This is a genomic window from Photobacterium sp. BZF1, assembly GCF_014349205.1.
GTDB lineage: Bacteria > Pseudomonadota > Gammaproteobacteria > Enterobacterales > Vibrionaceae > Photobacterium.
Map to the genome: position 1 here is coordinate 1 of NZ_JACSOF010000215.1, position 8,180 is coordinate 8,180.

Below are 8,180 nucleotides of genomic sequence, written 5' to 3' on the forward strand. Positions count from 1 at the left end.
GTATAGCATTGAAAATCTTTATTTCAGCATTAACTTTTCGAAATGATGGCGTTATTTTGCCTTTATTTTTCTCTCAAACTATTTCATATAGGGTATGCCTGTCTTCGAATTTTAGGTAACTCAAAAATGAAAACAGCACAAGTGAAAAACCGCTGGCTTATTGCACTCGCGGCGGTAGGTATTCATATTTCTATCGGTTCTGTTTATGCGTGGAGCGTATTCTCTAATCCGCTTCATGAGGCGTTTGGTTGGGATTTACAGCAAATCTCCCTGACCTTTGGTATCGCTATTTTCTTCTTGGGCGCATCGGCTGCTGTTATGGGCCATGTGGTTGAGAAAAAAGGTCCACGTTTCACCGGTATGATTGCAGCGACCTTCTTTGGTGCTGGTATTGCTGGTGCAGGTATCGCGGTTGCGATGGAAAGCTTGTACATGCTGTACTTTAGCTACGGTGTTTTGGCTGGTATTGGCCTGGGTATGGGTTATGTCACACCGGTATCAACCCTGATTAAGTGGTTCCCAGACCGCCGTGGTCTAGCAACTGGCCTTGCTATCATGGGCTTTGGTTTTGCTTCTATGATTGCAAGCCCGGTTATCCAGACGCTGATTAGTGCCGTTGGCCTGTCATCAACCTTCTTTATCATGGGTGCAACCTACTTTGTTGTTATGCTTTCTGCATCCCTGTACCTAGAGCGTCCGCCGGAAGGTTGGAAGCCAGCATCTATGGTTGAAAGCAAAGAAAATGGTGCTCCTGCGAAGAAACCTGCTGCTGACCTTAACCAATCAAGTGCTAACGACGCCGTACGTACACCAACGTTCTGGGGTCTGTGGGTGATGATCTTCATTAACATCACTTGTGGTATTGCAATTATCTCTGCTGCGTCACCAATGGCTCAGGAAATTGCTGGTCTAACGGCAATGGAAGCGGCCACTATGGTGGGTGTGATGGGTCTGCTAAATGGCCTAGGTCGTCTACTATGGTCTGCTGCTTCTGATTACTTGACGCGTCCGTATACATTTATGCTGTTCTTCGTTATCCAGATCGCTGCATTCTTCATGCTGCCTTCGCTATCGAACGCAATTGCATTCCAGATTGTGGTGTTCATCATCATGACATGTTACGGCGGTGGTTTCTCGACACTACCTGCATACATTGGTGACCTGTTCGGTACTAAGCAGCTAGGCGCTATCCACGGTTACGTTCTAACTGCATGGGCACTTGCTGGTCTGTCTGGTTCTTCACTAGCGGCATTCGTTCGTAACCTTACGGGTAGCTACACCATGACTATGTACATCTTCGTGGGTATCTTGTCTGTTGCATTGGTGATTTCGGTTGTGATGAAAGCACACGTCACTAAAGTGCTACGTGCGAAAGAGCAAGAAGCGATGGAAGCACAGCCAGCGACTGCATAATCTACAGGGTAGGGCAATTATGTGATACCAAACACGTTTTAATTGTCCTACCTCAATGTTGATGTAGAATCAGTTGGTTATAAACAAGAGATTCGTCACAAACAGTAAGTAGTATGAAAGCAGTAATCAATACACTTTACGAAGCCAAACTGGCTGAGCTTAAAGAGAAAATCGACGCAGAGAGCATTCCCGTTCAACTGACTATCGTTACTGTCGGTGATGATCCTGCCAGTAAGGTCTATGTGAGAAACAAGGTCCGCTTGTTTGAAGCGCTAGATTTACCTTGCCATCACATTGTCCTTCCGGAAGAGGGAACAACACAGTCAGATCTCGATGGCTTGGCCGCAAAGGCGGATCATCCGATTTTATTCCAACTGCCTCTACCAAATGGCTTAGAAGCTCCCGATCTACCGGCAGCAGTCGATGTTGATGGGTTTGGCTCTGAAGCATTGGGTCAGTTGGTATTAGGCCAGAATCCAGTGCTACCTTGTACTGTTCAAGCTGCTATCGATATCATCGAACTTCACTGTGGGGAGTTTAGTTTCCCTGGTTTGAAAGTTGCCATTCTAGGTCGTAGCAATATCGTGGGTAAACCGCTCGCAATTGAACTGATTAACCGCCAAAGCACGGTTTCAAGCTTCAATAGCCGCTCAGATCTGGCAGCGGTAGACTGGAATAAGTTTGATGTCATTGTGGTCGCAACGGGTCACCACGGCACGTTGGATAATTCCCAGTTTATCGAAGGTCAACTGATTATTGATGTGGGTATTAACCGCATTGATGGCAAACTGGTGGGTGATATCAAGCATCAAGATGGTATCGTGTCAGATGCCGCTATTACGCCGGTACCCGGTGGAGTAGGTCGCCTGACTTGCCTAAATGTGCTGGGTAATGCAGTTAAGCTTTGCCAAGCTAACTCATAGACTGAGTTCTGCCTCAACACGAAAAGCGCTACCTGGGTGGCGCTTTTTTTATTCTCTTATTCTTGCCTTTGAAATAACACCTACCCGTAGAGGCTATACGTAATAGCTATAGCCCAATTGTTGATATACCAAACATGATATAACAGTGATACAGGTAGCGTGATTGCTGCTTTTTTCACCGCCTTTAGAATGCACTCATTACTTCACTTCAAGCTGTTGGAGACGATTTATGAGTCAATCTCGAAAGATAAGTAAATTCCATTTTTACGTTGTTGCAGTAGTGACGGCATTCTTCTCTATCTTTTCTGCTGTCGTTATGACCGAGCCAGGGCAGAGTTTGGACCTGCCTCGCAGTTGGACGGTAGCGTATTATGAGTACAGCGAGTACTTTGTTGCAGCCAACTTGTTGCTGTTGGGCTACCTTTGGTATCTGCATTCAAAAGCCAGATTGTGGACGAATCGGAAAATGCGCTGGGCAACCAAAGGGGTATTGGTCAGTATTATCACGGCTAACTTCCTACTGAGTTTGCTGTTCCCACCTAAGCAAACCGATGCGGTTTATGTGACGGTTGCTGAGGCCAATAACCAGCTGCGCAAAGAAGATATTATCTATGCAGTAGAGATCAATGGTGATGTTCGTGGTTATCCGCGCCAGTACATGGAAATACCTCATATCGCTGGAGACAATATTGGCGGCAAAGATGTAGCATTGACCTTTTGTGCCTTGAGTAACCTACCTGTGGTTATCGACCAAGATATCGGTCATGGTGAAAAGTCAGATCTCGGTATCCTTATCCAAACGCACAATAACCTTGTGATGGTCGACCGTAACTCAGGGGATCTTATCCAGCAAATCACGATGGAGACCGAATTTGGTGAGTCAAACATCCAACAATATCCAAATACCATGATGACATGGGAGGCATTCCAGGAGATTTACCCTGATGCAGAGGTCTTCATTTACCCTTATGAACGTTGGATGGATAAGTTGCTCGTCAAAGCGTTTGATAAACCGATGCAAAAGCAGTTCGACCCCGAGCGGGGGCCTATTTTCCCGACGTTGGATTTAGCAGATGACAGGTTGAATGCCAAAGAGCAGGTGTGGGGATTTGATTACGCCGGCGAGCAAATTGCTTTTACTCATGACTTTGCCATACAAAAACCAGTGTATGAGTTTGAAATGGCCGGTAAGCCCTATGTCATGGTGTATAGCAGTGAATACGACATCGTGAATATATTCAGTTTGGAGAAAGATGGCCAACGGGTGGCGTTTAGCGAGATTAATTTCAAAGGTGAAACCGACTCTGAGTGGGGACGGTTAGACCAAGTACCGACAAAAAACGGCGTATTTTGGATGGTATGGTCACATTGGTTCCCAGAATCTAAATTGATGAGCTGAAGAGAAGGGCATTCATAAGAAAGGCGATGAAAAGGGAGTACTGTGTACTTCCTTTTTTGTCGAAGGGAACAATGGGCTACTGGGTGTTAGTTGATTCTTCAAATACCGACCTTACCAATTTTTCAAGCCATAGATATTTGGCACTTCGGAATTGGTTGTTGTTGAAAGTCAAGGAGATTTTCATCGTCAACGTTTCTTCCAATCCCGCAAACTCGATAAAAGAGAAATCGTCTGCTGAAAGGCTAGCTAGTGATGTTTTCGGACAGATACAAACCGCATTATTTTCGTTGATATATCTCAACACGTTATTGAGATATTGACTTCTTAGTTTGGGCTTAAGAACTGTTCCTTCAGGAAACAATTGCTGGATCAGCATGTACTGGTTATTCAAATCAGGCAAAATCAAGCCGGTTATCGGGTAGTTCAGCATAGAGGCAATAGGGACAGTTTTTCCTGCCAGTTCGTGGCTGTGTTTACATATCGCTCCAATTAACGTTTCAGCGATTGGGACTTGCCTGAGAGCCTTTGGGACACCGGTCGGGTAGAAGCTTAGTCCGGCATCCAGCTCTTGGGTGATCAGTTGGTTTACCGTGGCGGCACTGTAATTATGGATTTCTATATCAAGCTCAGGCGCATCTTTGGTCAGGGCTTGAAAAATGGCATAGCCGTGACTTTCAGACAGGTAACTATGGAGCGCAATTCTAAATGTGCCGGTTAGGTCACTAGGTTTGAAATCTTCACCTTGTAGCGTACTGGCGAGCTGTGACAAAACCTTGGGTAACTCTTGCTCTAACCCTTGTGCTTTGGGCGTTAGCTTTAGTCCCCTAGGCTGCCGGATAAAAAGGGGATCATCAAAATGGCTACGAATTTTAACCAGTGCACGGCTCACAGCTGGCTGGCTGATCCCCAGCCGTTCGGCGGCCTTGCTGGTGTTTTTCTCCTGTAAAAGCACAACCAAAACTTTCAAAAGGTTTAAATCGAAATTATCTAACTGCATTCAATACCCGTTGGCACATGTATTTCTCCATCAATCCTAGCTGATGTTGGTTAGAACGGTTTGTGTGATAAGTGAGCGTTTTAACCCGGGTTAATCGATTACGTGCTCAATTAGATGCTTACTAGGGATATTTCCTTGACCATCACTTTTCAGAAGAGCAAAGTAGCGCCGAATGTAACAAAATGTAAATGTGGTCAGCTATGAAAAATATCACTCTTGTTGCCTCTGCAATGGCAGCGTTGGCGCTAGCACCGACTTCAGCCATGGCTTGGAACTATCAAGGTCATGTTACTGTGGCGGAAATTGCCTACCAGAATTTGGATGAAGCGGTGAAAGTGCAAGTGGATGAGCTTGCCGGTAAGGCTTACCAGTCGATGCCAAAAGATGTTCAGCAGAAAATGGACAGCTTTGAAGGCGCGAGTCAGTTTGCCAAATTAGCGATGGTACCGGATCTGATCCGCAAAGTGCCGGCTGAGCAGGTTTGGCAGCAAATGGGCGAGACAATTCCTGCATCACTGAATCAGTGGGAAGAGAAAGAAACCGGTGCATGGCATTACATAAACCAAACTTATCCAGCCAGCAGCCAATGCGATTTTGTCCACACTCCGAATATCAAGTTAGTGACAAGTTACCTGTTCGAAGACTTCAAGCATGATCCGCAAGCAGCGAGCTTAATGTTCATGAGCCATGTAGCTGGCGACTCACACCAGCCAATGCACTCCATCTCCCAGAGCTTGAGCCAAAATGCATGTGTAACCGACCTAGGTGCCAATAAACATACTTTGGATGTACCGCAGAAAGACCTTCACCACTTGTGGGATAGTGGCATGGGGATGCTGGATGCGAAGCATAATATCCACGACTTTGCCGCCTCGCTGCAGCAAGACTTCCCGAAAGGCAATATGGCGCTGGGTGAAGTGGCTGACGTTGATTTGTGGGTCAAGGAAAGCTATGCGTTAGCCGACTTTGGTTATAGTGTCGAGAAAGACACCAAGCCGTCCGAGGAGTATTACCAGAAAGGAACTGAACTGGTAAAACAACGACTAACCCAAGCGGGTTATCGATTGGCGGATGAACTCAATATCGCTTACACACAGAGCAGTAAATAGCATCAGTGTTTCTGTTGGTAGATTGATGTCATGAATCCGAGTGCGCTCAAGAGGCTTACTCGGATTTTTTATGTACGTTGTGGCTTTCTCATGGGCGTTGTGAAGAAGTTTTAAAACACATTTGGTTGATATTATGGTTCAATACAACAAATAGCTAAGTTGTATAGGGCTGACAATGAAGAAACTAACCATACTTGATGGCGGAATGGGCAGGGAGCTCAAACGTATTGGCGCGCCATTTTCTCAGCCTTTATGGAGTGCTCAGGCACTTATCGAATCACCAGAGCATGTCTTTCAGGCCCACCAACGTTTTATCGAGAGTGGGGCTGAAATTATTATTGCCAACAGTTATGCCTGCGTTCCTTTTCACTTAGGCGAGGAGTTGTATGTATCTGATGGTCCACGTTTAGCCGGCGAGGCTGCAGCGATTGCCAAATCTGCAGTACAAGAATGCGGGAAGGATGTGCTCGTTGCAGGGTGCATCCCGCCAGCATTCGGCAGCTACCGGCCAGACTTATTCAAGCCTGATGAAGCTCTTGATATATTTACTTCCCTTTTCAAAGCGCAAGATCCGTATGCTGATCTTTGGATAGCTGAGACTATTTCTAGCCTTGAAGAGTTAGCGGCAATCCAAAAGGTATTGGCTCAAACCCACAAGCCTTGTTACTACGCTTTCACCCTTGATGATGGTGAAGGGGAGGCCAGGTTGCGTTCTGGCGAGCCGGTAAAACTCGCCGCTGAACGTGTATGCAAAGCTGGTGGCGCAGGCATTTTGTTTAATTGTTCAGTGCCAGAAGCGATGGAGCAGGCGATTAAAGAGGCTAGGTCTGTCATGGCTGAACACGGGCAAGAGCTTGATCTTGGCGCTTATGCAAATAACTTTACCCCGATAAAGTCAGATCATCAGGCTAACGACACCTTGCAAGCGATGCGAGAACTATCCCCTGAAGATTATCTTGAATTCGCTAAGCGTTGGCGAGAAGCAGGAGCCACAGTCATAGGCGGCTGCTGTGGTATTGGTCCAGAGCACATCTATGCACTGGTTAAGTGGAGAGATTCACTTAACTGATCTGATGATGGAGTCATCATCATCCTTGTTTGAGTCATTGAAAAGCGATACCCGCAACTTTGCAGGTATCGCTTTTTGCATTCAACCAACAGGCTAGTTTGATGGTTTCAATAGCTGGCCAAGGTAGCGAACTACATGGGCAGCATCTTGCGCGGTGTGGGTGATCTTTTGGATGATTGCCTGTGCTCGCTCGTCATCTTCGTTTAGGGCAGCCTTAACCTTGGCGTTCATTGCCTGGGCATTTTCAAGCTTCTGCTTACAGTCTTCGAACAGTGCCGACAAAAACTCCATATCGACTTCACCGCCCTTGATAAACATGTCTGCCGCAATTCGGTAAACGGTGTGGAACTTGTTGGCCATGTCTTTTTGGTTAGTCTGACCTTCTTTGGCCCAGTCTTCTGCCCAACCTTTGAAGATGATGGCAATTTGAGGGTTTGGAACAATGTTTACTTGTGGCATTCGAACTGTCCTTCGGCGTGTTACTGCATTTTTAACAAGGCAAGTGTAATGGAGGTCGCGGTATGGTTAAAGGGATTGTAGGGTATATGATTAATTAACGAGCAGGTGGTGATCATGCGTTGGGAAAGTGGCGTACTCAAATATATGTTTTATTGCCACATTTCCATCAGCGAGATTTTGGAGCGAGTTATGAGTCGAAGCCATTGCATAGAGCAGAAACAACTTGTTGGTCAAACTTACCGCCAATCGGTTGTAGCTTGTTTCTTGGGCATAATTTCTACCACTGCTGCTTTGTATACACCATCGATAAAAGCAGAAGCACAGTTAAGCGCACAGACGGAATGCGGTGCTTGGTTTGATCAGCAGTTTAATAAGCTGAACTCTACCGAATCAGTCAAACTGTGCGATCAATTTGCAGGGCAGGTACTTGTTGTGGTCAATACGGCCAGCCAGTGTGGCTTTACACCGCAGTTCGAACAACTTGAGGCCGTTTACCAAAACTACAAGGATAAAGGCTTCTCTGTGATTGGCTTCCCTTCCAATGACTTTAACCAAGACCGTGGTAGTGAAGAGAATACGGCCAAGGTCTGCTATCTCGATTATGGGGTGACTTTCCCTATGGTTGAAAGGACAAATATTAAAGGAAACAATGCCAACCCTGTATTTAAACATTTAGCTAATGAAACGGGAATTACGCCAAAATGGAATTTTTATAAATATATTATCGACAGGCAAGGTGAGGTGGTTGCTGTTTTCTCAAGCAGAACGAATCCAACCGATACTGTAATGATAGATGCAATAGAAAAAGCAT

General features: G+C 45.9%; 8 protein-coding genes. 6 read left to right on the plus strand and 2 right to left on the minus strand.

What is annotated here, in order from left to right; translation table 11 throughout:
* The first annotated feature begins 126 nt into the window (after nt 1–126).
* The 3 genes from BIZ37_RS28275 to BIZ37_RS28285 all read left to right on the plus strand — a co-directional run bounded on the left by BIZ37_RS28275 (nt 127) and on the right by BIZ37_RS28285 (nt 3,735).
* On the plus strand, nt 127–1,413 hold the full coding sequence (locus tag BIZ37_RS28275; protein WP_187464375.1) for an OFA family MFS transporter: 1,287 nt from the start codon (nt 127–129) through the stop codon (nt 1,411–1,413).
* A gap of 113 nt (nt 1,414–1,526) precedes the next feature.
* Nucleotides 1,527–2,336, plus strand: a complete 810-nt coding sequence (locus tag BIZ37_RS28280) for a bifunctional 5,10-methylenetetrahydrofolate dehydrogenase/5,10-methenyltetrahydrofolate cyclohydrolase (protein ID WP_187464376.1) — start codon at nt 1,527–1,529, stop codon at nt 2,334–2,336.
* 229 nt (nt 2,337–2,565) lie between these two features.
* Complete coding sequence (locus BIZ37_RS28285) at nt 2,566–3,735, plus strand: DUF3179 domain-containing (seleno)protein (RefSeq protein WP_187464377.1); 1,170 nt, start codon at nt 2,566–2,568, stop codon at nt 3,733–3,735.
* A 76-nt stretch (nt 3,736–3,811) separates the two neighbouring features.
* Here the strand turns inward: BIZ37_RS28285 and BIZ37_RS28290 are convergent, their stop codons facing one another.
* Nucleotides 3,812–4,732, minus strand: coding sequence for a LysR family transcriptional regulator (locus BIZ37_RS28290; RefSeq protein ID WP_187464378.1), 921 nt, complete (start codon nt 4,730–4,732; stop codon nt 3,812–3,814).
* 200 nt (nt 4,733–4,932) lie between these two features.
* Here BIZ37_RS28290 and BIZ37_RS28295 point away from each other — a divergent pair, with 200 nt between their 5' ends.
* Both BIZ37_RS28295 and BIZ37_RS28300 read left to right on the plus strand, forming a co-directional pair.
* A complete protein-coding gene (locus BIZ37_RS28295) occupies nt 4,933–5,841 on the plus strand; it encodes a S1/P1 nuclease (RefSeq protein WP_187464379.1) in 909 nt (302 codons plus the stop codon).
* 175 nt (nt 5,842–6,016) lie between these two features.
* Nucleotides 6,017–6,910 (plus strand): homocysteine S-methyltransferase family protein, encoded by an 894-nt coding sequence (locus BIZ37_RS28300; protein ID WP_187464380.1) that lies wholly within the window; start codon nt 6,017–6,019, stop codon nt 6,908–6,910.
* A gap of 93 nt (nt 6,911–7,003) precedes the next feature.
* Here BIZ37_RS28300 and BIZ37_RS28305 read toward each other — a convergent pair whose 3' ends face one another.
* On the minus strand, nt 7,004–7,369 hold the full coding sequence (locus BIZ37_RS28305; protein WP_107297980.1) for a hypothetical protein: 366 nt from the start codon (nt 7,367–7,369) through the stop codon (nt 7,004–7,006).
* A 270-nt stretch (nt 7,370–7,639) separates the two neighbouring features.
* Between BIZ37_RS28305 and BIZ37_RS28310 the strand changes: the two genes are divergently transcribed.
* A partial coding sequence (locus BIZ37_RS28310) for a glutathione peroxidase (protein WP_370577943.1) occupies nt 7,640–8,180 on the plus strand: 541 nt, incomplete at its 3' end.

Coding starts and splice junctions, on each gene's coding strand:
- BIZ37_RS28275 (WP_187464375.1), top strand. CDS start 127: ATGAAAACAGCACAAGTGAAAAACCGCTGGCTTATTGCACTCGCGGCG.
- BIZ37_RS28280 (WP_187464376.1), top strand. CDS start 1,527: ATGAAAGCAGTAATCAATACACTTTACGAAGCCAAACTGGCTGAGCTT.
- BIZ37_RS28285 (WP_187464377.1), top strand. CDS start 2,566: ATGAGTCAATCTCGAAAGATAAGTAAATTCCATTTTTACGTTGTTGCA.
- BIZ37_RS28290 (WP_187464378.1), bottom strand. CDS start 4,732: ATGCAGTTAGATAATTTCGATTTAAACCTTTTGAAAGTTTTGGTTGTG.
- BIZ37_RS28295 (WP_187464379.1), top strand. CDS start 4,933: ATGAAAAATATCACTCTTGTTGCCTCTGCAATGGCAGCGTTGGCGCTA.
- BIZ37_RS28300 (WP_187464380.1), top strand. CDS start 6,017: ATGAAGAAACTAACCATACTTGATGGCGGAATGGGCAGGGAGCTCAAA.
- BIZ37_RS28305 (WP_107297980.1), bottom strand. CDS start 7,369: ATGCCACAAGTAAACATTGTTCCAAACCCTCAAATTGCCATCATCTTC.